Origin of the sequence: Endozoicomonas sp. (assembly GCF_965196975.1) — a bacterium.
Lineage (GTDB): Bacteria > Pseudomonadota > Gammaproteobacteria > Pseudomonadales > Endozoicomonadaceae > Endozoicomonas.
Genome location: NZ_OZ239981.1, coordinates 2,791,900 through 2,816,668 on the forward strand (window position 1 = coordinate 2,791,900; position 24,769 = coordinate 2,816,668).

Here is a 24,769-nt window from a genome sequence, read left to right on the forward strand (position 1 = left end):
AATGGCAGAGTCCAACCAGAAGATCGCCCTCTTTATTGATGCCGATAATGCTCCCGCCAGAAAAATTGAGAAAATTCTTTCTGAAATGGCCAAGTATGGTGTTGTCAGCATCCGAAGAGCCTACGGCAACTGGAAGAGTCATACAGTCAAAGGGTGGGAGGAGCAACTTCACGAATACGCGATCCAGCCAATCCAGCAGTTTGATTTAACCAAAGGCAAAAACGCCACTGACATGGCCATGACCATCGATGCCATGGATACTCTCTACACCAAGAACATGGACGCTTTCTGCATCGTCTCCTCTGACAGTGACTTCACCCCACTGATCATGCGCCTTCTATCTGAAGGCAAGGTGGTGTATGGCTTTGGAGAACGAAAGGCTCCATCCCCTTTCGTTAATGCCTGCTCCCGTTTTCTATACCTGGATGAACCCGAAAATGATCCGGAGGAAGTCACCTCAAACAGTAAAAAAAGTGGTCATGAGCTGAAAGCCGATACCAAGCTGATGAACCTGATCCGCAATGCGATCGATACCGAGCAGGACGATGATGGCTGGGCTTACCTTGGAAGAATTGGTGCGGTTATCTCCAACCAGGCCTCTTTTGATCCCCGAAATTACGGTTACAAAAAACTAGGAGACCTGATCAGAGCTGTTGACCTGTTTGAAACTCAGGTTATGGACAATAATCAGATGTGTGTTCGTGATAAACGACGGGGAAACCATATCCAGAACGGCGGTCATTAAAGCTTTATCTGACTAATCTAGAACTTACGCATTGACAGCTCTGATAAAAGATGGTCTCAGCCAGTCTTTACCATCAGAGAAGCTCTTAATGAAGTCCCAAATAGCATCCTTGAGCGCATCATTCTTAACGCGATAGATGCTACTGAGAGATTCAGATACTTTCTTGGCCTGAAGGCAGGCATACCCAAAGATAGAGGCAAAAATATGGTTCCTGACCTGCTGCTTTCCTCTCACCTGAAAGCGCTCAATACTGCAGAGTTGTTTCAGCGCCCGGTGATACTCTTCGATCGCCCAATGGTGCAGGTGAAGTTCATTAAAGCCTACCTGTGGTGATACCTCTGATCCAGCATGGGGTGTGTAGACGACGTAATGGCGCAGCTCGTTTTTTAGCCGCGTCCGGTACAAACGCACAGAACCAAAATTACGTAGCCAAACGGTTATTCCCTCTTCAGGAATCTCCAGGCTCTGCACTTGTTGGTAGTCACCCTTTTGGATAGAAACAGTACGGTTGCTTTTAACGGCAAACATAAAACCCAGACCGTTGTTTTTCACAGTCTTCAGGTTTGCGGCACTGCTATACCAGGAATCCCCCGTAACAAATGCAGGTCGTAAGCCCCATACAAGTACTTCTTTCAGCATCTCGAGAAAATAATCATTTTTGGACTTTCCGTCCGCAGAGTCATAGATACGGAAATTGACAGGAAGGCTATAGCCTTTGATATCGGTGTAATAGAGCGTTATGAGATTAATGCCCTTGACGGCTTTATGATGCTTGCCCGAGTAATGATAGCCGATGAATGCCGTGTAGTTACTGTACGGCTTATCCAGCACCGTATCATCAACCGATAGCGTGCCCCCATCAAGAATCAGCCTTGCGGCTACTTCCATGAAAAGGTCATTGGGAGCAAAGTCTTCACGTTGTAGAAAACGGTTAACGCTGTGGTGTGACATATCTCCGATCTCACTAAGGCGAGTACAGGTTGCTGATTTCGGCTCACACAATAGAAACCCTGTATATTTCGGCAAATCACACCCAGCTGTTGTAGGTCTTGTTATCTTTCTACGCACGACGACATCCGCTATTTTTTGCTGATCTAGCAATTTTTACAGCTGCCTGTCAATGCGAAAGTCCTATAATCCTTTGTTGTCGAAATACTGCTGGCTACTCACAAAGCAGCCTTAAACTGCTATAACTTATTATTAACTTTGAAAAAGAGTGTTTGATATGACCAATGAGCAGGATACACCTCTGATCAAAGCCGTAAAACAGGCCAGCAGTGAGTGGAAAGCGGCATTCAATTCTGGAAATGCCAAAGGCTGTGCAAACCAATATGAACCAGATGCCATTATGCATGCACGCCCCTTCGGCACGTTCACGGGTCATAGTGAGATTGAGTCTTTCTGGCAAAAGTTGATTGATGATGGATTTAACAGTGTGGAGTACATCAACCCGAAATTTGAGACGATTGATGAGCAAAGTGCCCTGCTCACCTCCGGCTGGAAAATGAACAAAGCCTCGGGTGTCATCCACAAAGAGCTATGGGTACTGCAAAAAGACGGAACCGCCAGGCTCAGAGAAGATGATTTTGAAGCCACAGGCTAAACCTGATAGCTTCAAAAAACAGTGATATTAACCCTAGTTAACCCAGACTAACTTACACCGAGGCAGAAGTATTATGCGGGCGAGTTACTTTACGCCTTCTGGGTCTGTGGCGGCTTTCTGTAAACACACGACCTGAGCCCGTCTCTCCGGAGCTTTTCCCTTCATGACTTCGCCTACCTTTCTGCTTACCTTCAGGTGTCTGCCCCTTCATTCCACTTTCCTGACTGGACCTGTCGGAAGTCTTTGGCTTCTTGGGCTTTTTAGGCTTCGGTGATTTACCGGACAACTGAGTCACGGGCACCTCATTTACCGGCTCAAACCCGGAGATCATCTCTCTGGGTAACACCTGATTAATGAGCCGTTCAATGTCCCGAAGCTGTTTAGTTTCATCGGCACAGACCAGCGAAACAGCATGGCCATCCGCCCCTGCACGGCCTGTGCGCCCAATCCGATGCACATAATCCTCCGGCACATTGGGCAGGTCAAAGTTCACTACCTGCGGCAGCTGATCAATATCCAGTCCCCGGGCAGCTATATCTGTTGCCACCAGAGCCGTTATTTCATTATTTTTGAAATTAGCAAGGGCTTTGGTACGAGCCCCCTGACTCTTATTGCCATGAATCGCTGCCGCAAGAATCCCTTTACCTTCCAAGTGGCGGGTTAACCGGTTGGCACCGTGTTTGGTTCGAGTAAAAACCAGCACCTGCTTCCAACCGTTCTCTTTAATCAAGCGAGTCAGCAGTGCTGGCTTTTTACTTTTATCCACCGGATAAACACACTGCTTGACCGTTCTTGCTGTGGTATTCCGGGGGGATACATCAATCTCAACAGGATGATGAACAATGGTTTTAGCCAACTGACGTATTTCATCAGAGAAAGTGGCAGAGAACATCAGATTCTGTCTTTGCCTGGGCAACAACGCCAGAATACGACGAATATCGTGAATAAAGCCCATATCCAGCATACGGTCTGCTTCATCCAGAACCAGCACTTCCAGGTGTTTGAATTTCACCGCATTCTGGTTGTAGAGGTCGACTAATCGTCCAGGTGTGGCCACAAGGATGTCAGCACCACGCCTCAGATTCATCATCTGAGGGTTGATTTTAACTCCCCCAAAAACCACCGAGGAACGTATTGGTAAATGCCGACCATAGGTGGCAACACTATCAGCCACCTGAGCGGCCAGCTCACGGGTCGGAGTCAGAACCAGCGCACGAACCTGATTGGGCCTTGCCCGCTCGCCTCGACTTAGCAGCTCCAGTATCGGCAGGGTAAAACCCGCTGTTTTACCAGTGCCTGTCTGAGCTGCAGCCATTACATCCTGACCTGCCAGAACAGCGGGTATCGCTTCCGCCTGAATGGGAGAAGGTTGCTCATAGCCCTGTTCAGTAATAGCTTGCAGAATCGGAAGGGAAAGCCCGAGGTTGGCGAAGGTCATGGAAATGTCTCATTAAGGGCCACGAAATTATAACGATGGCCTAACTGGAGGAGGGGGTTGGGTAGCATACAGGCTGTCAACTGACAGCGCAAAATTGTTTTTTATCTTGTAGGGGTAACCACAGAGACTACTTAAGAGCATTTTAAGCTTCAGACTCTGTTGAGATAGGGTTGTTCTTAATTCACAGCCATCTACCCATTAGAAAGATCAAAAGGCATTTCAGAGCAGTGGTCGCCAGTGTTCTCTGTCTGACCTATTCTCTTTACCATGAAGCTGTTAAGTTATCAGATAGAGAAAGTAATCCGTTCTCTATTTCTGCTTTATTCACTGCTAACCGGTTGCCAAACCTCCATGAATCAAAACAACGAGTTTTGTATGGTGCTGACCACCTGCCCTAATCAACAGGAAGCCGACACCCATGCCCAAACGATCATTGAAAAGCGACTTGGTGCATGCGTTCAGAGCAGCCCAATTCACAGCCATTATATGTGGGAAGGTGAAGTTCAATCAGACCCGGAAGTACTGCTTCGTATTAAAACCACCTGTGAACGTTATAAAGCACTGGAGCAATACCTGAAAGCAGAACACAGCTATGATGTGCCACAGGTTATTCAGATCCCCATAGAAAATGGCCTGCCAGAGTACCTTGACTGGGTCAGGGAAGAAACTGCGCTCAGCAGCCAGTAAAAAACGATCGGATACGACTCATCAAAAAAAGGATTTATCAATGTTCAAGACCATCAGGGTGACCATTCTACTTCTGATTCTGCTTGTCGTTGGAATGAATACCTGGTTGACCCAGATTCGCAGCACCGACTGGGACGCTCCGCTGTTTGTCGCCGTTCATCCAATCAGCGGCGATAGCAGTAATAAAACCCAGCAATACCTTAAACGCCTGAAAGAATGGCATTTCGATGACATTGAACTGTTTCTTGCGACTCAAGCTGCCCGTTATGGCATCACGCTTTATGGGCAATCATCCTCCCAACCTGTGTCTGTCCAATTAGGGGATATGGTCCATGAGTTGCCACCTCCACTCCCATCCAACAGAAATATGCTCTCATCCTTTGTCTGGTCATTGAAGTTCCGCTTCTGGCACTGGCAGATGAAAAGAGACAGTCGCCTTGCCGGAGCCGACATCCACCTTTATGTCGTCTATCATGACCCAGATTTATTACCGGTTCTTGAGCACTCTGTCGGCCTGCAAAAAGGCATGGTGGGTATTGTGAATGCCTATGGTGATCGACGCTATACCAACAGTAATGCCGTTGTCATGACCCATGAGTTGATGCATACCCTGGGCGCCACCGATAAATATGACCTTGCCACCGGCACTCCGATCCTGCCCAATGGTTACGCTGAACCCGATAAAATCCCCCTTTACCCCCAGCAATATGCTGAAATTATGGGCGGCCATATTCCAATGACAGGCTCATCCAGCCAGATGCCCAGAAGCCTTGCTCAGGTACTGGTCGGTGCAATGACCGCCAAGGAGATAAACTGGATCACCAATGACAATTAGTGTTTGGCAATCAGGAACTTTGCACTATATTACTGACTCTATAGAAGGCCATAACCAATAACGACCGCTATGGGTTTGCTAAGCCAATAAGGACAACGCGTGATTATTAAAACCCGGCAAGCGGAATGTTCACAGTAAGAGGAGTGAGTATGGCTTGGGTATATCTTCTGATGGCTGGCATGTTTGAAATTGGCTGGCCCGTTGGCTTGAAAATGGCACAAAACCCGGACACTCGATGGTTGGGTATATTTACTGCAATCATATGCATTGGACTCAGTGGCTATACCATGTGGCTGGCTCAAAAAGCTATTCCAATGGGTACTGTTTATGCCGTATGGACTGGTCTGGGTGCTGCCGGTGCCTTTTTTGTCGGCATTTTTTTCTATGGCGAAGCCGCCAGCCTTATGCGCTATATGGGCGTGTTACTGATTATTGCTGGCGTGGTGACTCTTAAGCTGGCGTACTGATTTTTTTCATCACAGTAATAAAGAATAATAATGAATACAGGGATTTTTATTTACGACCAGGCTGAAGTTCTGGACTTCTCTGGCCCTTATGAAGTGTTCGCCACAGCGGCACGCCTCTCCCCCAATGGAAAAGCCTTTAGCCCTTTTCTGGTCAGTGAGTCTGGCAAGCTGGTTACTGCCAGAGGGGGTTACCGGGTTCAACCGGATTATGGCTTTCATAACCACTCTTCGATTGACCTGCTGATTGTTGTTGGTGGTGTCCATAACGCAGAGATGGATAAGCCCAGTGTTTTACAATGGATTCATTCTCAAGGAAAACAGGCCAGGCTGACCGCTTCAGTGTGTACCGGTGCTTTCCTGATGGCGGCAGCCGGCTTACTCAGCAACCAGCAGAATGTCACCACTCATTGGGAAGATATTCCGGATTTGCAAACGCAGTTCCCCGATTTAAACGTTATCAGGAACATCCGTTGGGTGGATGAAGGCTCTGTTATCACATCAGCGGGTATATCCGCAGGCATTGATATGAGCCTGCATATTGTCAGCCGTATGCACAGTGAAGCTTTGGCAGAAAAGACTGCCAGACAAATGGACTTTGACTGGCAGAAGGCTTGATAACACAAAGAACCAGACAGTGTTCACAATGAGCTCATGACCACTGCCGCTTAGAAGTGATAGGTCGCACCAATATTGATGGCGTTGATCATAGTGTCACCTCGATCATAGAGGTTGATGTACTCAAGATTCAGTTTGAGTGCCTTATTGAGGTTGTAATCAAGGCCCGCACCGTAGGAAACATCGGAATCCGTTTCAGACACAGACTGACCTGCCATATCGATGGTCATTTCTACCTGAGTCAGGCCAGCAACAACATAAGGATAAACCTTGCCAACTGGCATTCCCAAACGGCCATAGACACCCACGAAATTATCCACATCCAGAGTAACACTCTCACCCTGATATTTCGCACTGTCATTGCCTACGCCAAACCCGACCCGCACCTCTGTTGAGAAATGCTCATTCGCCTTTATTCCCACCAGGCCAGAAAGTGCGACAGGAGCGACATCTTCGATACCGCCTTCAGAGTAATCCATGGCAGATACGCTGCCGCCAACATAGATGTTTGCTAAAGCAAAAGGGCTGAACGCTGAGAGCATCAGGGCAAGGGCGGAACGCTTGTTCACTGCAGCAATCCTTATCAAAAGAAAATAAAAGAAAACACACTTTCACCGGACTCAAATCTTATAAATAGCCATAAAAAAGTAAAGATATTTAATCAAAAGAAATACTGAAAACTTACACTTATTGGCCAATATCTATTTTTTAGAATTAAAGCCCTTCATTTTCTTACATTTTTAGATTTACCCTCTGATTAATAAAGCATCATCAGCATTTATCAAATGCCAAAAACTTTCTGAATGCTCGGAAAACCTGCAGACACTCATCTACTTTTATCTGTGAACTCATCTCTTTCCTGACAAATCACCAATGAACAAAAAATTCGAAGGTAAAACGGCCCTGGTCACCGGAGGCAACTCCGGTATTGGAAAAGCCATTGCACTGGCATTCGCCCGTGAAGGCTGCAATGTGGTTATCGCTGCACGACGCAGTGATGAAGGGGAACAGACTGCCAGAGAGATTATTGACCTTGGTGGGAATGCACAATTTGTAAAAACGGATGTCACCAGCAGGCACGATATCCAGACCATGGTTGATACCTGCATCAGCGAATTTGGCCAACTGGATTATGCAATCAACAATGCCGGCATCTTTGGACCTGCCAAAGTAGCAACCGCTGACTACGATGAGGATACTTGGGATCGGGTGATGAATACCAATCTGAAAGGCATGTGGCTGTGCATGAAACAGGAAATCCCGATCATGCTTCAACAGGGTTCTGGCGTGATTATCAACATGTCCTCCGTTGCAGGCCTGATTGCCAGTCTTGCAACCTCTGCCTATTGCGTGAGCAAGCACGGAATCATCGGATTAACTAAAGTGGCCGCCAAAGAATATGCAGCTCAAGGCATCAGAGTGAATGCCATTTGCCCCGCTATCATTGAAACCCCCATGTCTGACGAAGTGGTAAAGCCGGATAATGAGCTCACAGCTCAGTTGAAGTTACGCTACCCGGTTGGTCGATTCGGCACACCTGAAGAAGTGGCTGGAGCCGCTCTCTTTTTATGTTCTGATGAGGCATCCTTTATTACCGGGCAGGCACTGCCAGTGGATGGAGGAAGGCTGCTGGTTTAATCATCATTTTCCGGTTCTATCCATGGGCTCAATATTCACACGCCTCTTTTCGCACAGGGGTCAAAGTGAAAACCAGTTACCTTTATTTCCCAAAGCAGTCTCTTTTGCTGCTCCTGCTGTTTCGCCATACCAGCAAGCGAATCGACTTCTGCCAGTAAACTGTGAAGAAAATCGAGACAGGTACTGCGCCAGTGAACAGGGTTCAGCGTGTCTGCATAAGTTTCCAGCAAAAGGGTTATGCACTCCTGCATTCGCTGCCAGCGCTCACTTACAGAGAGCTTTGGTACCCTGACGGTCTGGTCTACCCAGGAAGGCAACAGTTCAGGGTTATCAGGCATTTCTGCATATCGAATGATATAACCCAACGCTTCCGGACGTGCACGCCTCCAGCGCAGCGCATAGGAATCGGTAATCCTCTGGTCTGACACAATCACCTCCTGCTGTTCAACAACGATTTAGCGTGAAAAGTTTACATCAACCACTTTTTGAGATACAAATGATAATCATTATCATTAAAATAAACAATAAGAGATCTTAACCGTGAGCCAGTGGCAACAGAAGCTTCATCAAGGGAACGTTAATTTTCATCAATGCAAATGGCGGTCAGCTGAAGCGGCTTACCTGGAGGCCGCGCAGATGCTGGAGCATGAGTGGTTCCAGAATTTGGATAATCCTCAGTTAATGATGGCATGGATCGCCGCCATGCATAATCTGGCAGCCCTGTATGAAGGCCAGAAAATGCCTCAGAAAGCCAGTGAGTTTCTGGTTTTCCCTTACCGGAGGATTATCACGCTGGTCAAGTCAGGAGGGTTGTCTGAGGACTTTAAGATCCCATTACTCAGGGCTATAAAATGTACCGTGATACCACTGCTGGAATTTTCCAGAAAACATCGTATCTGTAAGTGTTGTCAGCATCATCTCGATGAGGCCAAAGAGTGGCTAAGTCTCAGCTGGCCGGATCTACAACGCTTACCCGAAAGCCAAAACCATATATCTATCCAGCCTTCACCTGCGGACAGGACAGTTCATTAAACTGGAGGGACGCTCTCCTGGTCTAAGCCTCTTCACATATACAGGGCTAGTGGAGAAAAAGAGCGTCCCAAATAGCTTTCCAACATTCTAAACCCAGTTAACTCAAACTAAACAACCTCCTTCAGCCGATACCACAGCATCCCCAGCGCCAATAAAGGTGAGCGGAAATACCGTCCACCGGGGAAGGTCATATGGCGAATATTGGCAAACACATCAAACCGTTCTGCCTGACCGGAAATAGCTTCTGCCAGCACCCTGCCGGCCATATGGGTGGCATTCACCCCATGGCCGGAATAGGCCTGGGCAAAGTAAATGTTTGATCCCAGTCGACCAATCTGCGGCATACGGTTGGCACCAATGCCGATCATTCCTCCCCACTGGTATTCGATGGAAGCATTTTCCAGCTGAGGAAAGACCTTCAACATCTTTGGCCGGAGTGAAGCGACAATATCTTTGGGATCACGCCCGGAGTAGTTGCACATACCACCAAACAACAGTCGTTTATCATCAGAAAGGCGGAAATAATCAAGCGCAATACTGACATCACAGATAGCTGAGTCCTGTGGTATCAGGTTTTTCCAGACCTTTTCCTCCAGCCTTTCTGTGGCGATGATATAACTACCCGCCGGTAACACTTTCCCGCCGATTTTGGGTTCCAGGTTCCCAAGATAGGCATTCCCTGCAAGTACCAGAAACTGACAGGTTACCGAACCCTTTGCCGTTTCAACCCCGGGCAGGTCACCCTTATGGATTTTCACAACCGGCGAATTTTCAAAAAACTGAACGCCCAATCCTTCTGCAACGCGAGCCTCACCAAGGCAGAGATTCAGCGGATGGAGATGACCACTTCCCGAATCCAGCATTCCGCCAATATACCGGTCAGTGTTCACATACTGTTTGATATCATCCTGTGATAGCAGCCGAAGCTCATGAGCATAATGGCGTTTTTTCAGAGACTCATAATCTTCCGCAATCTCATCCATCTGTTTTGGCTTGATCGCCGCATCCACATACCCCATTTTCAGGTCACACTGAATGTCGTATTTACGGACACGCTCACGCACCAGCTCAACCGCCTCATACCCCATCCGATGGATTGCCTCCACCCCATCACTGCCGATCTGGTTTCTAAACTGTTCAGGTTCTTCACCAATCCCCCGAATCAGCTGACCACCGTTGCGCCCTGTTGCCCCCCAACCGATTTTACGGGCTTCCAGAACGGCAACACGATAACCCCGCTCGGCCAGCTCCAGGGCTGTGGCAACGCCAGAGAAACCACCGCCAACAACACAGACATCTACGGACAGGCTACCTTCCAGTTCAGGGTATTCTGTTTCAAAGTTCAGTGAAGCGGCGTAGTAAGAGTTCGCATGCGCTTCAGTATGCACTGGTGCTTTGAGTTTCATCATTCATTCCCTGTTTTATATTTTTAAGGCAAAAGGTCTTTCATCTGGTACCACAGCATACCGATGGCCAGCATCGGGGAGCGAAGGTTCTCTCCTCCAGGAAAGCGGTGGTGACGAATGCGGTCAAACACATCAAACCGACCGGCTTGCCCATCAATAGCTTCTGCAATCAGCTGAGCGGCCATGTGAGTTGCATTAACTCCATGGCCTGAATAACCCTGGGCATAATAGGTAGTAGGTGACAGGCGGCCTATCTGCGGGATGCGATTAGCCGAAATACCAATCCAGCCGCCCCATTCATAATCAACAGTCACCTGATCCAGTTGAGGAAAGATTTTTTTCATTCTGGGTAATAAACTGCCAGAAATACTTTTAGGATGGGTGCTCTCTCTGAATGATTGAAACAATAGTGCTCTATTTTCACAGCTACTATGGGAACACCACTCATAATAGTTAACTGTCATGCCCGCTTCTGTTATTTCCAGCTCTACCAAAAGCATCGTTTTGCAAATTGAAGTTTCTATAGATTCAGGCAACATGCTGAATCTTGAAGATAGTTTACAGCGTGCACTCAATGAAGCCGGGCAGCTTGGAACAAAAGAGTTATTGGGGCTATTTGAATCACCCAATAAAGAACCTATCGTCGTTAATCAGCAGAAGTGGAACTACAAAGGAAAGGTTCTTAAGCACTATGAAACCTTATACGGTCGTATACCTTTGGAGCGCTCCGTATATCAGGGTGTCAGAGGTGGCAGTACTCTGGCAGCACTTGATCTTCGTGCCGGTATTATTGGTTCAGCTACCCCCAAATTTGCCAAGTCTATCGCCTGGAAATACAGCCAGATGCCAGCGCCTGCGGTAAAAGAAGATTTTGAGACCAACCATCAAAGGACGCTTTCAAATTCTTATATCAAGCATTTATCGGACAGAGTAGGTGCATTAATTGAAGACCAGCAAGACACTCACTACCACCTTCCTCCACTAAAAGAGCCTGTTGAAACAATAGCCATTGGTCTGGATGGAACCTGCATGCTGCTTTGTGAAGAAGGCTGGAGGGAAGCCATGTGTGGGACATTGAGCCTATATTCTGCAGATGGAGACAGGCTCCACACGATATATACAGCCAGTTCGCCAGAGTATGGTAAACAAAGCTTTATGAGCAAGCTCGACGAGGAGATTGCAGATCTAAAACGACTCTACCCAAATGCCACATACATCGGGGTAGCTGACGGGGCTAGAGAAAACTGGAGTTATTTGAAACAACATACCTCTGGGCAGATACTCGATTTTTATCATGCATCTGAATATTTAGCTGGAGCAGCGGAAGCACTGTTTCCAACCAGTAAGGCGAAGCGACACCAGTGGCTTGAAGACAGGCTACATAGTTTGAAAAACAAGCGTGGAGCAGCCAAAAAAATCCTTCAGGAAATTGAATCAGCCGAGCTCCCGAAAAAGACAATCGCACTGACAGAGAAGCGCTACAAAGCTGTGAGCTATTTTACAAACAATCACCAGTTAATGAATTATCATCAGGCGCTTAAACGCCATTGGCCAATAGGTTCAGGAGTTACTGAAGCGGCTTGTAAGACTCTGGTAAAGCAACGATTATGTGGTTCTGGAATGAGGTGGAAAGCAACAGGAGCGGAAGTGCTTTTGACAACAAGAGCACTGATCCAGAGTAAGGGGCGCTGGGAACAACTTTGGTCTGAGTTCATGACTGGAAAGGTTGAAGCTAACCTATGAGTCAGTTATCAAATTGAGAGAGCACCCGAATAAAATACCTTTTTAAAAACTATAACAAACTAACAGACATCCTTTTTTTATTAGGCCATTTTTTCCTATGGATCGTTATTCCATCATTGATAATCGGTCTTGAAACAGCAGTATTAAACTATCTCCTTGTTACATTGCTGGCTGGTATATATGTTGGAATCATTCTGATTGTAAACCATGCAGGCATGGCAACCTCTATTGATTATGCAAACCTTCCTTTGATGGAAAGAGTTGGCTGTACAACTCGTAACCTTGGTGAGGGGTGGTTCTCTGACTTTATATGGGGTGGTATTAATAATCATGTAGAGCACCATCTCTATCCCTCCCTTCCAGCATCCAAACTAGGAAAAGCTCGTAAAATTGTCAAAAAATACTACCAGACACATGGACTCCCCTATCATGAAAGTAACTTTTTCACTGCACTTAATGAAGCACTTAACTATTTTAAAGAAATCAGCCCTCTAGATAGGGTCATGGAGCCACTTAATTAATTATTTTTCTTTTTGCATTATTTATTCAGAGGGACGCTGGATAAATAATGCTCATATCGAGGGCTAATTTCAGCCATATAACCCAAACAGAGCAAACATTGTCATTGCTTACAAAAATCAAGATAATTTTCTGAAAAGGCAATTAATATCAAAATACACAATGAATATATCCAAGGCTGCACAAATTACTGGCTTAACAGCAAAAACGATTCGTTACTATGAAAACCGTAAGCTGATCACCCCAGCAGAACGATTGAAAAACGGCTACCGTGACTATAATGATAGCCATATAAGGGAATTGTCGTTTGTTCACCACGCCCGTGAGTTGGGCTTCACACTTGAAGAATGCGCTGGTTTGCTTGAACTCTATAAAAATAAAGAACGAAAAAGTAGCGATGTCAAAGCACTGGCTCAGCAGAAAATCGCTGATGTTGAAAACAAAATCACGCAGTTGCAAACGATCAAAGAAAGTCTGCAGGACCTGGTCAGCTGCTGTCAGGGTGATGACCAGCCAGCCTGTCCAATTCTGGAAAAGCTGGCTGGTTAGTGTCAAATGTGCCCTTATGTGGTTTGATCAAGAAAGTTCAGCACCTGTTCAGCAACTGACTCAGGTGAAGAGTCGGCTGAAATTTCAAGATGCCGCTTCAACTCACCTCTACCCAGCAATCCGGATAACATACCTTTCAAACCACGTTGCTGACGATCGACTTCAAACCAGAGTTTAAGCTGTTGCTCATCACGCCAGGCGACGATTTCCAGCTCCCGCCAGCGCCCGAGAAACTGTCCTGATACCGGAATGAACTCAAACTCCTGAACAAACGGCAGTTCAAAGCCGCTGGCTGCTTCACATTCAGCCTGACGCAACTGCAAACCTGCGTTGGTGAGTCCATCAAACAGGCCAGCCATCAATGCATCCGGCCTGACCACCAGCAGGTCAGTATCCGAAGGATCAATAGCAAACTGGATGTCCAGCCCGGTTTCCAGCCATACCTTCCCCTCTCCCAGGGTAATGGGTGTGTTATATGGCAAAATAAAACTGGCATTGAATATTCGCTCTTCATCCGGAGCAATCATAAAGGTTTCTGGCAATGACCACTGGCTCAAAGAGAACGTCTGTTTTACCTTTTCAGTAACGGTCCCTTCGTCGCCTCCTTTACGCTTTTCAAGCTCTTCAAAATACTGGCAGCAGATATTCAGATAGATGTTATCAATCTGTTGCTCAGCTACTCCCCCTTTCACCCGAATGGTGAAATCCACCCGCTTACCAGGAATCAGTTCTGGCTGCTCGAGCACAGCATCCACTTTTGCGGCGCCGATAGACAGTGACGCCATTGCTTTTTTCAGTAGTGACATAGAGATACAACAACTAAAAAACAGAATAATCAGTTTGGCCAGTGCAACTGACCATTGATGACCAGAACACAGTCCATACCTGCAGCCGTAGCGGCCTCCCTGCCAAGTTCAGTATCCTCAAACACCAGGCATCTCTCCGGCGCGACACCCACCAGAGCAGCAGCCTTCAGAAAGGTTTCCGGGTGTGGCTTGCCATTTTCAACATCGGTGACCGTAACCAGAGCGTCCAGGCGTTCCAGCAGCCCAACACCAGTCAGCAGCTCCTCGGCATGAGGGCGAATAGCACCGGTACCTACCGCCAGTTTCTTATTGCCTTCACAGTGGGTAAACACAGCGTAAGTCTCATCAATCAGGACTGGGCCACTGTATATGTCTTCCCAGATGAGGCATTTGGTTTCAGCAAGAACACTGGAATCCTGCGACAGATTATAACGCTGCTTGACCAGTTCAGCCGTCCGCGCAGTAGAGACACCTCCCAGAGAGTAGTGCCACTCCCGGTCAAAAGGAAATCCATATTTCTCAGACACCCTACGCCATGCCTCAAGGTGGGTTGGCATGGAGTCAATGAGTGTGCCATCCATATCAAAAATAATGGCATCGTAACTGGCAAGTTTATCGAGCATGAAGCACTGTATTCCGTTGATAACGGTTGCAACAGGCAACCGAATAAAACGGTGAATGATAAACCTCAATGCCTGTCATTCAAATTCCCGAAAAACTCCATCCAATAAAAAAACGGGCGCATTCGCCCGTTTTTTTATTGCTGAAAGATAAGCTGAGATCAGTGCGAAGCAAAAACACTCATGCTGCCATCTTTTTTGTAGGCGATGGTCTGGTATGGGTCTTTGTGGTCACCATACTCCATGCCTGGAGAGCCCATGGGCATACCGGGAACCGTAATTCCACGAATATCCGGTTTTTCCGTCAACAGTCGAACCACATCCGATGCTGGCACATGCCCTTCAATGGCATAGCCACCCACAAAGGAAGTGTGACAAGAGCCCGTACCATAAGGAAGGTTCGCCTTCTGCTTATATTTCCCCATATCCTGAACATCATGGGCCATCACCTGAAAGCCGTTCTCTTCCATATGTTTGATCCACTCGGAGCAACAGCCGCAGGTGGGCGACTTATAGGTCATAATCATTGGAAATTTATCAGCGGCATAACTGGCCAGAGAGTTCAGCAGTAATGTAGCGCCCAGTACCATTGCCTTGGTCTTTTTCATCAGGTTTACTCCATTTTCTTTCTTTGGTAATACAGCCTCTAACGAGGCTATGTGTTAAATAATGGTATTCTGCGCCCTGCTCAATAAACGACAGTGCCACAAAAAATACACCGCAGGAACCATGACCAGCGTCACCAGCAGTGAGCTGGCAATACCCCCGATCATGGGTCCGGCAATACGCTGCATGACTTCTCCGCCCGTCCCGTCATTCAGCATGACAGGAATCAATCCCACCAAAATGGTCATGACCGTCATCATAATGGGGCGAAGGCGTAATACCGCTCCATCCATGACGGCATCATGAATATCCTGTGGTGTTATTTGATCAATTGATTGTCGACGTGAAGCCAAGGCTTGATTCAGATACACCAGCATCATGATGGCATTGCCTACCGTCACACCCGCCAGGGCAATAAAACCAACCCCCACGGCAACGGAGAAGTTATAGCCCTGAATGGCCATCAACCAGACCCCTCCCAACATGGCAAATGGCAGCGTAGCCATGATGGTGATCACCTCAAAAGCCTGCCTGAACGTCAGGAACAGTATGATCGTGATAAAGAACAGGGTGGCCGGAATAATAATGGACAGTCGTTTATTGGCTCTTTCCATGTATTCGTACTGCCCGGTCCAGTCAAGAGAGTAGCCTGCAGGCAGCTCAAGTTCTGCAGACACCAGTGCTTTTGCCCCATCCACATAAGAGCCCAGGTCACGATTTTCAATATCCACCAGCACACGCCCCGCTGGCCGGGCATTTTCGGAGCGGATCGCACCCGGACCATCTTCGATCCTGATGGTCGCTACGTAACCCAGTGCGATGCTCTGACCGGTCGGGGTAACCACCGGCAGTAATTTCAACTGCTCTACCGAGTTACGGAAAGACTGAGGGTAACGCAGGTTAACCGGATACCGCTCCAGCCCCTCAACGGTGGTCGTCACATTCATTCCACCAATGGCCGAGGCCACAACGTCCTGAAGGTCACTGATATTCAAACCAAACCGGGCAGCCCGGGTGCGATCGATATCAATATTGATGTAACGGCCACCCGCCACCCGCTCCGCATAGACCGACAACGTACCCGGCACAGACTGCAGAATGTTCTCCAGTTCCCGGCCAATGTCTTCTATTACCTCAAGGTCTGGACCGGTTACCTGAATGCCAACAGGCGTTTTTATCCCCGTCGACAGCATATCGATACGGGTTCGTATAGGCATAACCCATGCATTACTGACACCCGGCAGTTTGACCAGTGACTCCAGCTCCGCACGCAGCGTATCTGGCGTCACCCCTTTCCGCCATTCTCTGCGTGGTTTCAGCTGAACCACCGTTTCGATCATGGTCAACGGTGAAGGGTCGGTTGCGGTTTCTGCCCTGCCCACTTTGCCAAACACCGTTTCCACTTCCGGTACGGTTTTAATCAATCGGTCGGTCTGTTGCAGCAACTGCCGGGCCTTACCCACTGATATGCCGGCATAAGTGGTTGGCATATACATCAGGTCACCTTCATCCAGTGGCGGCATAAACTCGCTGCCAATCTTGGCCGCTGGCAACAGCCCAAGCACCAGAATCACCAGCATCCCGATGAGCAGAGTTCTCGGACGGTCCAGAGCCTGCTTCACCAGTGGTCGATAAGCCCACATCATCCAGCGGTTCACCGGATTCTGCTGTTCATCACGAACCTGCCCTCTGACCAGCAGACCGATCAGTACCGGAACCAGTGTAATGGTCAATCCGGCTGCCACGGCCATGGCATAGGACTTGGTAAACGCCAGAGGAGAGAACATTCGCCCTTCCTGCGCCTGCAGACTGAACACCGGCATAAAGCTGACCGCTTCAATCAACAGGGAGAAAAACAACGGTGGCCCGACTTCCAGTGACGACTGCCTGACCACTGCCCATCGGTTGGCAGCTGTAATCCTGACCCGCTGCATATGCTTGTGAAAGTTCTCTATCATCACGATAGAGCCATCCACCATGGAGCCAATGGCAACGGCAATACCCCCAAGGGACATGATATTGGCGTTCAACCCCTGGAGGTACATAATGACAAACGCGCCCAGAATCCCCAGTGGCAGACTGATGACAATGACCAGCGATGAACGGAAGTGCATCAGGAACAGCGCACAGATGGCCACCACAATCACCAGCTGGAGTAGCAGCGTGCTCGTCAGGGTAGTAATCGAATCATCCACCAGACCTGAACGATCATAAGTCGTGATAATTTCTACGCCTTCTGGCAGACCTTTCTGCAGTTCACTGAGTTTGGTCCTGACTGCGCTAATCACTTCCCGGGCATTCTCGCCATAGCGCATTACGATAATGCCGCCGACGACTTCACCTTCGCCATTCAGTTCAGCAATGCCCCGACGCATCTGAGGCCCTTCCTGTACCGTGGCGACATCCCCCACCGTTAATGGGGTGCCTTCAGCCGTCACCATCAGTGGCACACGACGAATATCCTCTACACCCTGGAGGTAGCCTGTAATACGAACAATGTATTCCGCCTCTGCCAGCTCAATGGCTGAGGCACCCGCTTCACGGTTACCCTTTGCCAGCGCCTCCTTCAGCTTCTGAAGAGGGATACCGTAGGCTCTCAGCTTGTAAGGATCCGCCATTACCTGATACTGGCGCACCATCCCACCCACTGTCGCCACTTCGCTCACGCCAGCCACCGATTGCAATGGGTACTTCAGATACCAGTCCTGCAGGCTGCGTAATTGAGCCAGATCATGTCGACCAGTCCGGTCCACCAGGGCATAGTTATAAACCCAGCCAACCCCTGTAGCATCAGGCCCAAGTGCCGTTCTGGCCTCTGCCGGCAAATTGCCCTGCACCTGGTTCAGGTACTCAAGCACCCGCGATCGGGCCCAGTAAATATCCGTTCCATCTTCAAACAGAATGTACACGTAAGAAGTACCAAACATTGAGGAACCGCGGACATCCTCGGCCCCGGGAACCGACATCATGGCGGTGGTCAACGGATAGGTCACCTGATCTTCCACCAGCCGGGGCGCCTGTCCCGGATAATCCGTTTTGATAATGACCTGAACATCCGACAGATCGGGTAAGGCATCCACTGGCGTATTGTTCGTCACCCATACACCACCCACCAGTAGTGCAAGCGCTGCCAGGAGTACCAGAAAACGATTCCCCAGCGACTCATGAATTATCGCTTTGATCATATCCTGCCTCCTTAATGCCCCATGGCCTTATGGTCCATCGTGTTGTGATCCATTGGCATGGAGCCCATATCGTGACCGGAATGATCCGTGGCGCTGTGATCCATTGGCATGGAACCCATATCATGACCGGAATGATTCATGGTGCTGTGATCCATCGGCATGGAGCCCATATCATCATGACCGGAATGATCCATGGTACTGTGATCCATCAGCATGGAGCCCATATCATGGCCGGAATGATCCATGGTGCTGTGGTTCATCGGCATGGAGCCCATATCATGGCCGGAATGATCCATGGCGCTGTGATCCATTGGCATGGAACCCATATCATGACCGGAATGGTCCATAACCTGCTCAGTTTCAAAGCGGGTCAGGTCTGCAGTAATGCTGGACTCCGAATCCAGCAGGAACTGGGCAGAAGTGACCACACGATCCCCCTCCGACAACCCTTTCAGAACTTCTACCTGATCACCAACCTGACGGCCTGTCGATACTTTTACTGAACGGTACCGGCCATCGCCCAGCGCTCTGACAACCCGCTGCAACTCTTCTGTCTCAATCACCGCTTCAGCCGGCACTGTTAATGTGAAAAAGCTTTCCAGGTCGATGCGAACCTGAGAGTACATATTGGGCTTCAGATCAGAGTCAGGGTTTGGAAACTTAAGCCGGACTCTCAGGCTGCGGGTCCGAGGGTCCAGCTCTGGATAGACATAGTCCACGGTGCCCTGCCAGAGTTTGCCCGGCAGATAGTCAATGGACATAAAGGCTGCCTGTCCTTTTTTTACAAGATGAGACTGGCGCTCAAAGACATCGGCCATCACCCAGACCTCATCAAGGCTGGCCAGCTCAATCAATGTTTTTGCCGGAGTGACGTAAGAGCCATCACGAATAGCAAGTTGCGAGATATAACCTGCCCGGGCCGCATAAAAGGGAAGCGTTCGCTGTATCTTTTTTTGCTGAGCAATCCGGTCTATGGTCTGTTGTGGAACATCCAGAGATATTAGCCGCTCCCGGGATGCCCGGATCAGGGCCGAACTTCCGGAAGCCATTGCCGCCAGCAGCTCCTCCTGGGCATTGACCAGCGTCGGTGAATAGAGGTTAAACAGACGACTGCCCTTCTCAACAAACTCTCCACTGGAAGCCACTGCAAGGTTTTCCACCCAGCCATCCACGCGACTGTTCAACTGAACAAGACTATCTTCGTCGTACAACACCCTGCCAACGGTCTGTACCTGGGGTGTAAGCAGCTGCCGTCTTGCTGCAACACTCCTGACACCCAGGTTATTTTCAACCACTGGAGAAACCGATACCGTTCCGGGAAACTGCTCCTTATCCAACGCTTCTTGATACACTGGAACCAGATCCATACCCATGGGTGACTTACCGGGTTTGTCTCTGCGGTAGTTAGGATCCATCGGAGCAACCCAATAAAGAGGCTCTTGTTCCTGAACTTCAGATACAGTGGAGCCAGCGTAACTCAGCCAGAAGTGATAGCCACCCGCTCCCGCGATAAAGGCCACAATAGCCAGGGGTAAACCTGTTATCTTCCTGCTCATTGGTTGTCGCTCCCTGGCATCAGATAGTTAATACGGGCAAGACTCTGCCCAATATCAGCCTTAAGTCGTATATGTGAAAGACGGCTATCCAGAAGAGTACGGTACACCTGGATCACGCTGTTAAAGTCCTGGGTATCTGACTGATAGGCAGTCAATGCAGCCCGGGCCTGACGTTCAACGTCAGGCAGCAAACTGCTGGTATAGTGTTCAAGGCGCTTACTGAGACCTTGATAACGGGCAACCTCAGCATTGAATTGACCTACCAGCTGTCGAACAAGATCCTGCCTTACTGACAGGGCTGCTTCCTTACGGTACTCACTGGCCTGAAGCTGGCGGTCCTGCCGATTTTCAGTGAACAGAGGAAGATCCATCATAAGCATCAGGGAGTATTTATTGCGATCGTCTCCCATCATCGCCATATCCCCCTGCTCCCGACCATAGGCAAGCTCAATACCAAACTGGGGTTTAAAGCGCTCTCTGGCCAGAGCCACGCCCTGCTCAGCCTGCTCAATTACCCGTTCAGACTCACGCACCAGAGGGTGTTGGAAAGTAGTGGCTCCAGTAGTATCTGCTAACGCATCAACTGATAGTTCAAGGAGCTCCGGTAACTCCGTACTGACAAGAGAAACAGTGCTTTCACCCAGCCACCGGTTCAGTCTGGCAAGGCTCTCTGCATGACCGGTAGAAAACGACAAAGCCTGATCATCCAGACGGGCAAGTGCCACCCGGGCGTTATAAACCTCCTGCTGCTTTTTCTTTCCCTGGCTGTACATCGACGCCGTTACCGCAATCAGTGACTCATAAAGATCACGATCAGACGTTAACGCCCCCAGGGCTCGCTGCCAGTACCAGGTATCGTACCAGGCAAGCCGGACATCTCGCCGAACCAGTAATAGACGATTTTCAGCGGCGGCATCCATGGCCTCTTTTTTCAGCTGAAGCTGATGCTGCTGAATCCGGTTGCTGCTGCCCCTGGGCAGCATTTGCTCCACTTTAAACTCAAGCATTCCCTGGTTCAGGGGATCCAGGTCACTCCCCGGAAGGTTCATGGTGCCAATGGATAGCTTTGGGTCCATCCACCCTCCGACGGCGATAGACTCCTGTTCAATCATGCTGGACTGGGCGGTGAACTGCTTTACGCCATTGTCCATCGCCAGAGCAAGCTGCTCGGCTTTTGCCAGTGTCAGCCCTTCGCTGGCTTTGACTGCGGCACTGCTGATCATCAGCAGACAAACGCCCAGCCCTGCAGCAAGCTGCTGACCATATCGGGGTTGCCCGATATTCCTGTTAAGTAACATGACAATGTTCCTTAAAAACAATCTTTGAAGACCGGCGCGATAGCGATATTAAGTGCTCAGCCGGCCACAGCGATTGCCGGGATAACCGGAAATCGTTCGACTGGAGTTTTCAGGAACAACTATTCGAGGAATGACGCTTTTGCGAGGTAGATCTCGGGAAGGGATGAAAGAATATCCGGCTCGGTAAACTGCTGCCAGAAACGGACATTCGTCGTCTGGTTCAGCGTTTCCTGAACAACAATATAAAGCAGTGAGAACAGAGGCTTCAGGTCAGGAGCTGCAGAGGTTTGCAGCACCTCACCGTCATTTTCACAGTCTGGACAGGCAGATTCCATTGCCGCCATCGGTTCCGCATCCATAGCACAGCAGTCATGGAGGATTTCGACATCTGCCGCCGATTCAGCATGGCTTAATTCTGCTGTGACAACATCAACTGAAAAGCTTTCGTCCTGATGATGCGCAACCTGCGCTTCTGCAACTGTCATCAGACAAAATTGCAGAACAGACAACAGCATCATGACCATAAAGGCCATGCTCAATGAGCGGCGATGACGACGATGCAAAGTCTGAAACATGTGACTATCTGAGCTGATGACTTAAGTGGTTATTGGGACGAATATAACCATTATCATCGGCAGTAAGTCAATCTTGATCAGCCCTAACAATGAATGAATGAGTATTGACGCAAGGCAACTGACACAGGATCAAGCATCGTGCAAAAACAATAATCAACTGCTAAGGTGGAGCCTGCCTGACAGATTAACACGCAAGTCACTGTTATGCGCTCAATCGGATGTTCTAGGGCCTGTTGACGTTTCGTTGCGTGCTCAGCGAGACGCGCAGTCTGACCCAGAAAAGCGTCATATGCGCGAAAGACTTGTGCAGCGTGTAGTTGTTCTACATCAAACAAGTCTGACAAAGCAGATGGCGCTTTTCTGGGCCACCCTGCGGGCGGATCAGGGCACCCCTATGACTTCGTTGCGGCATTTTGAAAGGCAACCAGCCTTACTGCAATGCAACGCCTCGTCATAGGAGCGCCCTGATCCGCTGAGCACGCAACAAAACGTCAACAGGCCCTCGGAAACATCAGGTGTGCAGGGTGACTGTGGCAATCATTTCAACCGGTTCCTGCACAGTGCCAACAATGTATAAAAAGCACTTGAGGTGCCTAAATGGAAAGAATCTGGATCAAGCAGCCACTGGCTGTCTTCACTGCCAATGACCTGGACGCCAGTAACGGTATTGTGATCGAAGGTGACCGAATTGTTGAAGTACTGGGAGCAGGTCAGGAGCCCGGTGCTCCCTGCAGAACAGTGGTTGATGCCCGGGATCAGGTCCTGTTACCCGGCCTTATTAATACCCACCACCATTTCTACCAGACCCTGACCCGCTGCTGCCCACCCGCCCTGAATAAGAAGCTGTTTCCCTGGCTGCAGACCCTTTACCCCATCTGGGCTGGTTTAACACCTGAAATGCATCAGCAGTCCAGCAGACTGGCTATGGTGGAACTTCTACTTTCTGGCTGTACGACGATGGCTGATCACCACTACCTTTTCCCTCGGGGTTTGGAAAGTGCCATTGATATTCAGGCTGAAACGGCTCTCTCCCTGGGGGTTCGGGCGACTTTAACTCGGGGTTCAATGACACTGAGCCAGAAAGAGGGTGGCTTACCACCGGAATCAGTGGTTCAGAGTGAACAGGCCATTATGGACGACTCCGAACGTCTTATCCGGGAATACCATCAGAATGATCATCGCCAGCTCGTTGAAATTGCGCTTGCTCCCTGCTCACCCTTCTCTGTCACTACTGACATTATGAAAGAGAGTGCAAAACTGGCCAGTCGATACAATGTTCATCTGCACACACATCTGGCAGAAACCGAGGATGAGAATAACTTCTGCCTGAAAATGTTTGGCTTGAGACCGCTGGACTATCTCGAGGAAGTTGGCTGGTTGCATAACCGCACCTGGCTGGCTCACGGGATCCATTTCAATGATGAAGAAGTCCAGCGACTGGGCAAAGCAGGAACCGGCATCTGTCACTGCCCTTCGTCCAATATGATTCTTGCTTCCGGTATCTGTCGGGTCAAAGAGCTCAGGGAGGCCGGTTGTCGCGTAGGGCTGGGCGTGGATGGCAGTGCGTCCAATGATCACAGCAACCTCATGCAGGAAGTTCGTCAGGCCCTACTGATCCAGCGCCTTCGATATCAGGCGGATGAATTCACCCATTACGATGCTCTATACCTGGCCACCAAAGGCAGTGCCGAGGTGCTGGGGCGTGAGGATATCGGTGAACTCGCTGTGGGTAAAAAGGCGGATATTGGACTCTATAAACTGGATGAACCTCGATTCAGTGGTGCCCATGATCCATTAGCGGCACTGGTCGTTTGTGGTGCCAGCAACGCCAATAGCGTTATGGTCAATGGTGAGTGGCTGGTGAAAGATCGGGAATGGCTGGGTGGAGATTTACAGGAGCTGATGACGAGTCATCACAAAGCGGCAAAAGCACTTTACCAATAAAATCTATTCAGCAATAAAAAAAGGGAAGCCAGGTGCTTCCCTTTTCAATACTAAGTAACTGTCCTTAAATAACCTCCACATTTCAACAAACGTTACCCGCTGCCCGCTCCCCGAAAAAGCCGAAGCCGACTGTGCTTTTGCGGGCAGCGGATGGCGGGCGGCGGCTTTTTTACAAACCCTGGTAAAATGACGAAGTTATTCCGGGACAAACCTAACAACATCAAATCAGGCCGTTTTCAACATCCACTCCGTTTCCAGTGCGGTTACATGACGCTCAAAGCGTTGTAACTCCTCGCGCTTGCAGAGTGTATAGAGATCAATATATTGCTGGCTGATATATTCAGAAAGCAGCTCTCCTTCTGACAGCCTGGATAATGCTTCAGCAGGGCGATGAGGTAACAGAGGGTAGTCGTTATCCCCCCCTGGTAATGCTTCTTCTGGCGGTGCCAGCTTATTCTCAATGCCATACAACATGCCGGCAAGCACCGCTGCCAATGTCAGGTACGGATTGGCATCAGCCCCAGCAAGGCGATGTTCTATTCGGCGATCAGCCTTCCCACTGGCAGGAATTCTTAACGATACGGTTCGATTATTGTGTCCCCAGGATGCATGCAACGGCACATACATATCAGGTACAAGACGACGATAGGAGTTTACATTTGGACTGAGCAACGCCACGGTTTCTGGCATCATGTCAATGGAACCGGCAATGGCATGCTGCAGCAGCTTACTGTCTTCCCCATCTGCATTGGCAAATACATTACCACCGGCATCATCCTGAAGGCTGACATGAATATGCAGCCCATTGCCCGGCTGCTCTTCATAAGGTTTGGCCATAAAGGTGGCTTCATAGTTATAACGACCCGCCAGTTCGCGGATCAATCGCTTCAGCATAATCGCAT

At 49.1% G+C, this 24,769-nt stretch carries 26 protein-coding genes; 12 read left to right on the top strand and 14 right to left on the bottom strand.

Going from position 1 to position 24,769, the window contains the following annotated elements:
- The first annotated feature begins 1 nt into the window (after position 1).
- Positions 2–745 (top strand): NYN domain-containing protein, encoded by a 744-nt coding sequence (locus ACOCLE_RS12560; protein WP_419536960.1) that lies wholly within the window; start codon positions 2–4, stop codon positions 743–745.
- A 24-nt stretch (positions 746–769) separates the two neighbouring features.
- On the opposite strand, the gene ACOCLE_RS12565 is transcribed toward ACOCLE_RS12560, so the two are convergent.
- The gene (locus tag ACOCLE_RS12565; protein WP_419533005.1) at positions 770–1,813 is read right to left on the bottom strand and encodes a transposase; all 1,044 of its coding nucleotides are present in this window, start codon (positions 1,811–1,813) and stop codon (positions 770–772) included.
- A gap of 157 nt (positions 1,814–1,970) precedes the next feature.
- On the opposite strand from ACOCLE_RS12565, the gene ACOCLE_RS12570 reads away from it, so the two are divergent.
- On the top strand, positions 1,971–2,348 hold the full coding sequence (locus tag ACOCLE_RS12570; RefSeq protein WP_419536961.1) for a YybH family protein: 378 nt from the start codon (positions 1,971–1,973) through the stop codon (positions 2,346–2,348).
- Between the two features lie 52 nt (positions 2,349–2,400).
- On the opposite strand, the gene ACOCLE_RS12575 is transcribed toward ACOCLE_RS12570, so the two are convergent.
- Positions 2,401–3,786, bottom strand: coding sequence for a DEAD/DEAH box helicase (locus tag ACOCLE_RS12575; protein ID WP_419536962.1), 1,386 nt, complete (start codon positions 3,784–3,786; stop codon positions 2,401–2,403).
- A gap of 351 nt (positions 3,787–4,137) precedes the next feature.
- Here ACOCLE_RS12575 and cutA point away from each other — a divergent pair, with 351 nt between their 5' ends.
- From cutA to ACOCLE_RS12595, 4 genes are all read left to right on the top strand, one after another.
- Positions 4,138–4,473, top strand: coding sequence for a divalent-cation tolerance protein CutA (cutA, locus tag ACOCLE_RS12580; protein WP_419536963.1), 336 nt, complete (start codon positions 4,138–4,140; stop codon positions 4,471–4,473).
- 40 nt (positions 4,474–4,513) lie between these two features.
- Positions 4,514–5,308 (top strand): hypothetical protein, encoded by a 795-nt coding sequence (locus ACOCLE_RS12585; RefSeq protein ID WP_419536964.1) that lies wholly within the window; start codon positions 4,514–4,516, stop codon positions 5,306–5,308.
- Positions 5,309–5,457: 149 nt separating this feature from the next.
- Positions 5,458–5,775: a DMT family transporter gene (locus ACOCLE_RS12590; RefSeq protein WP_419536965.1), complete on the top strand. Its 318-nt coding sequence runs from the start codon at positions 5,458–5,460 to the stop codon at positions 5,773–5,775.
- A 30-nt stretch (positions 5,776–5,805) separates the two neighbouring features.
- Positions 5,806–6,390, top strand: coding sequence for a DJ-1/PfpI family protein (locus ACOCLE_RS12595; RefSeq protein ID WP_419536966.1), 585 nt, complete (start codon positions 5,806–5,808; stop codon positions 6,388–6,390).
- Between the two features lie 50 nt (positions 6,391–6,440).
- On the opposite strand, the gene ACOCLE_RS12600 is transcribed toward ACOCLE_RS12595, so the two are convergent.
- Positions 6,441–6,959, bottom strand: coding sequence for a porin family protein (locus ACOCLE_RS12600; protein ID WP_419536967.1), 519 nt, complete (start codon positions 6,957–6,959; stop codon positions 6,441–6,443).
- 304 nt (positions 6,960–7,263) lie between these two features.
- Between ACOCLE_RS12600 and ACOCLE_RS12605 the strand changes: the two genes are divergently transcribed.
- Positions 7,264–8,028, top strand: a complete 765-nt coding sequence (locus ACOCLE_RS12605) for an SDR family NAD(P)-dependent oxidoreductase (protein ID WP_419536968.1) — start codon at positions 7,264–7,266, stop codon at positions 8,026–8,028.
- Positions 8,029–8,063: 35 nt separating this feature from the next.
- On the opposite strand, the gene ACOCLE_RS12610 is transcribed toward ACOCLE_RS12605, so the two are convergent.
- Complete coding sequence (locus ACOCLE_RS12610; protein ID WP_419536969.1) at positions 8,064–8,456, bottom strand: hypothetical protein; 393 nt, start codon at positions 8,454–8,456, stop codon at positions 8,064–8,066.
- 112 nt (positions 8,457–8,568) lie between these two features.
- Between ACOCLE_RS12610 and ACOCLE_RS12615 the strand changes: the two genes are divergently transcribed.
- On the top strand, positions 8,569–9,060 hold the full coding sequence (locus tag ACOCLE_RS12615) for a hypothetical protein (RefSeq protein WP_419536970.1): 492 nt from the start codon (positions 8,569–8,571) through the stop codon (positions 9,058–9,060).
- A 107-nt stretch (positions 9,061–9,167) separates the two neighbouring features.
- Here the strand turns inward: ACOCLE_RS12615 and ACOCLE_RS12620 are convergent, their stop codons facing one another.
- Both ACOCLE_RS12620 and ACOCLE_RS12625 read right to left on the bottom strand, forming a co-directional pair.
- On the bottom strand, positions 9,168–10,469 hold the full coding sequence (locus ACOCLE_RS12620; protein ID WP_419536971.1) for an NAD(P)/FAD-dependent oxidoreductase: 1,302 nt from the start codon (positions 10,467–10,469) through the stop codon (positions 9,168–9,170).
- A gap of 20 nt (positions 10,470–10,489) precedes the next feature.
- Complete coding sequence (locus ACOCLE_RS12625) at positions 10,490–10,930, bottom strand: NAD(P)/FAD-dependent oxidoreductase (RefSeq protein WP_419536972.1); 441 nt, start codon at positions 10,928–10,930, stop codon at positions 10,490–10,492.
- On the opposite strand from ACOCLE_RS12625, the gene ACOCLE_RS12630 reads away from it, so the two are divergent.
- The 3 genes from ACOCLE_RS12630 to cueR all read left to right on the top strand — a co-directional run bounded on the left by ACOCLE_RS12630 (position 10,929) and on the right by cueR (position 13,277).
- On the top strand, positions 10,929–12,209 hold the full coding sequence (locus ACOCLE_RS12630) for an ISKra4 family transposase (protein ID WP_419532972.1): 1,281 nt from the start codon (positions 10,929–10,931) through the stop codon (positions 12,207–12,209). The two genes, ACOCLE_RS12625 and ACOCLE_RS12630, sit on opposite strands and share 2 nt — an antisense overlap.
- 116 nt (positions 12,210–12,325) lie before the next feature.
- Positions 12,326–12,730 carry a fatty acid desaturase family protein gene (locus ACOCLE_RS12635; RefSeq protein WP_419536973.1) on the top strand — a complete coding sequence of 135 codons (405 nt, stop codon included), beginning with the start codon at positions 12,326–12,328 and terminating at the stop codon, positions 12,728–12,730.
- A 160-nt stretch (positions 12,731–12,890) separates the two neighbouring features.
- Positions 12,891–13,277, top strand: coding sequence for a Cu(I)-responsive transcriptional regulator (cueR, locus tag ACOCLE_RS12640; RefSeq protein ID WP_419536974.1), 387 nt, complete (start codon positions 12,891–12,893; stop codon positions 13,275–13,277).
- A 14-nt stretch (positions 13,278–13,291) separates the two neighbouring features.
- Here the strand turns inward: cueR and ACOCLE_RS12645 are convergent, their stop codons facing one another.
- From ACOCLE_RS12645 to ACOCLE_RS12675, 7 genes are all read right to left on the bottom strand, one after another.
- On the bottom strand, positions 13,292–14,083 hold the full coding sequence (locus ACOCLE_RS12645; RefSeq protein ID WP_419536975.1) for a sporulation protein: 792 nt from the start codon (positions 14,081–14,083) through the stop codon (positions 13,292–13,294).
- A 29-nt stretch (positions 14,084–14,112) separates the two neighbouring features.
- Positions 14,113–14,706, bottom strand: coding sequence for an HAD family hydrolase (locus ACOCLE_RS12650; protein WP_419536976.1), 594 nt, complete (start codon positions 14,704–14,706; stop codon positions 14,113–14,115).
- Between the two features lie 158 nt (positions 14,707–14,864).
- Complete coding sequence (locus ACOCLE_RS12655) at positions 14,865–15,311, bottom strand: DUF411 domain-containing protein (protein WP_419536977.1); 447 nt, start codon at positions 15,309–15,311, stop codon at positions 14,865–14,867.
- 54 nt (positions 15,312–15,365) lie between these two features.
- The gene (locus ACOCLE_RS12660) at positions 15,366–18,494 is read right to left on the bottom strand and encodes an efflux RND transporter permease subunit (protein ID WP_419536978.1); all 3,129 of its coding nucleotides are present in this window, start codon (positions 18,492–18,494) and stop codon (positions 15,366–15,368) included.
- Between the two features lie 11 nt (positions 18,495–18,505).
- Positions 18,506–20,050 (bottom strand): efflux RND transporter periplasmic adaptor subunit, encoded by a 1,545-nt coding sequence (locus ACOCLE_RS12665; RefSeq protein WP_419536979.1) that lies wholly within the window; start codon positions 20,048–20,050, stop codon positions 18,506–18,508.
- Positions 20,047–21,348 (bottom strand): TolC family protein, encoded by a 1,302-nt coding sequence (locus ACOCLE_RS12670; RefSeq protein ID WP_419536980.1) that lies wholly within the window; start codon positions 21,346–21,348, stop codon positions 20,047–20,049. Before ACOCLE_RS12670 ends, ACOCLE_RS12665 begins: the two co-directional genes overlap by 4 nt.
- Positions 21,349–21,467: 119 nt before the next feature.
- Positions 21,468–21,923 carry a hypothetical protein gene (locus ACOCLE_RS12675; protein ID WP_419536981.1) on the bottom strand — a complete coding sequence of 152 codons (456 nt, stop codon included), beginning with the start codon at positions 21,921–21,923 and terminating at the stop codon, positions 21,468–21,470.
- Positions 21,924–22,520: 597 nt separating this feature from the next.
- Here ACOCLE_RS12675 and ACOCLE_RS12680 point away from each other — a divergent pair.
- Positions 22,521–23,867, top strand: a complete 1,347-nt coding sequence (locus ACOCLE_RS12680; RefSeq protein WP_419536982.1) for an 8-oxoguanine deaminase — start codon at positions 22,521–22,523, stop codon at positions 23,865–23,867.
- Positions 23,868–24,092: 225 nt separating this feature from the next.
- On the opposite strand, the gene ACOCLE_RS12685 is transcribed toward ACOCLE_RS12680, so the two are convergent.
- Positions 24,093–24,761 (bottom strand): hypothetical protein, encoded by a 669-nt coding sequence (locus ACOCLE_RS12685; protein WP_419536983.1) that lies wholly within the window; start codon positions 24,759–24,761, stop codon positions 24,093–24,095.
- Positions 24,762–24,769 lie beyond the last annotated feature (8 nt).